The organism is Mycobacterium sp. E3198 (assembly GCF_001667015.1).
GTDB lineage: Bacteria > Actinomycetota > Actinomycetes > Mycobacteriales > Mycobacteriaceae > Mycobacterium.
The window spans coordinates 1-1413 of the sequence record NZ_LZIS01000265.1; the positions used below are offsets into that span (position 1 = coordinate 1).

Below are 1413 nucleotides of genomic sequence, written 5' to 3' on the forward strand. Positions count from 1 at the left end.
CGGCGAGCGCATCGCGCGGTTGCTGGGCATGGTGCGCGACCACTTCGTCCTGGCCCCCGACGCCGAGATCACCACCGAGGCCAACCCGGAGTCGGCCTGGCCGGACTTCTTCGCGGCGACGCGCAGCGCCGGCTTCACCCGGGTGTCGCTGGGCATGCAGTCGGTGTCCCCTCGGGTGTTGGGGGTCCTCGACCGGATACACACGCCGAACCGGTCGGCCGCGGCGGCCCGCGAGGCGCTGGCCGAGGGCTTCGAACACGTCAGCCTCGACCTGATCTACGGGACGCCGGGGGAGTCCGACGACGATCTGCTGCGCTCCGTCGACACCGCGGTCGACACCGGCGTCGACCACGTATCGGCCTACGCGCTGGTCGTCGAGGAGGGCACCGCGCTGGCCCGGCGAGTTCGGCGCGGCGAGCTGGCCGCCCCCGACGACGACGTGCTGGCGCACCGCTACGAATTGGTCGACGAACGGCTGTCCGCCGCCGGGATGAGTTGGTACGAGGTGTCCAACTGGAGCCGGCCGGGCGGCGAGTGCCGGCACAACCTCGGCTACTGGGACGGCGGCCAGTGGTGGGGCGCGGGGCCGGGGGCCCACGGATACGTCGGTGCGACGCGCTGGTGGAACGTCAAACACCCCAACGCCTATGCCGAGCTGCTGGCCGACGGCACCCTGCCGGTCTCGGGTTTCGAGGAGTTGGGCACCGAGGCCCTGCACACCGAGGAGGTGTTACTGAAAATCCGCCTCCGCCAAGGGCTTCCGCTGGACCGGCTGGCCGACGCCGAACGTCAACGCGCGCAGACCGCGGTGGCCGACGGGTTGCTGGTGTCTGAGGGCGAGCGGCTGGTGCTCACCCCACGCGGCCGGCTACTGGCCGACGGGGTGGTGCGCACGCTGCTGGGGTAGCCCTCAGGTGCCCGGAAACCAATGCGCGACTGCGCGGTTGATCTCGATGAAAAGAGGGATCCCGACGGTGACGGTGTAGGAGAACGTCAGGCCCAGCGAGGCGGCCAGCGGCAGCGTCGGACTTGCCTCGGGGATCCCGAGGCGCTGCACCGCGGGCAAGGTGATGTACGACGCCGAAGCGCACAGCACCGCGAACAGCACGTAGGTGCCCGGCTGGAGGTGGGTGCCGGTGAGGTACGCGTAGCCGTAGCCGACCAGAATCCCGAGCGTGCCAAAGACATTCGGTGCCAGCAGACCGAACACGATGAACCCACTGCCGGCGGACTTGAGGTCTCGCAGCTTGCGCGACGCCGTCATGCCCATCTCCAGCAGGAAGAGGCACAGCACGCCCTGAAACGCCGCAACGAAAAGTTCGTTCTGGTCGTGGACGACCTTCTGGCCTTGCAGGGCACTGATGAAGCCGATCGCTATTCCGCCGACGAGGAGGATGATGCCGGGATTGAGGA

The 1413-nt window shown here is 69.1% G+C and carries 2 protein-coding genes; one reads left to right on the forward strand and one right to left on the reverse strand.

Features of this window, described 5'->3' with window-relative positions; translation table 11 throughout:
• Positions 1-907, forward strand: a 907-nt coding sequence (locus A5673_RS27030; protein ID WP_068239847.1) for a coproporphyrinogen-III oxidase family protein, incomplete at its 5' end; no start/stop codon positions are given.
• Positions 908-910: 3 nt separating this feature from the next.
• Here A5673_RS27030 and A5673_RS27035 read toward each other — a convergent pair.
• A partial coding sequence (locus A5673_RS27035; protein WP_197518484.1) for a sodium-dependent bicarbonate transport family permease occupies positions 911-1413 on the reverse strand: 503 nt, incomplete at its 5' end.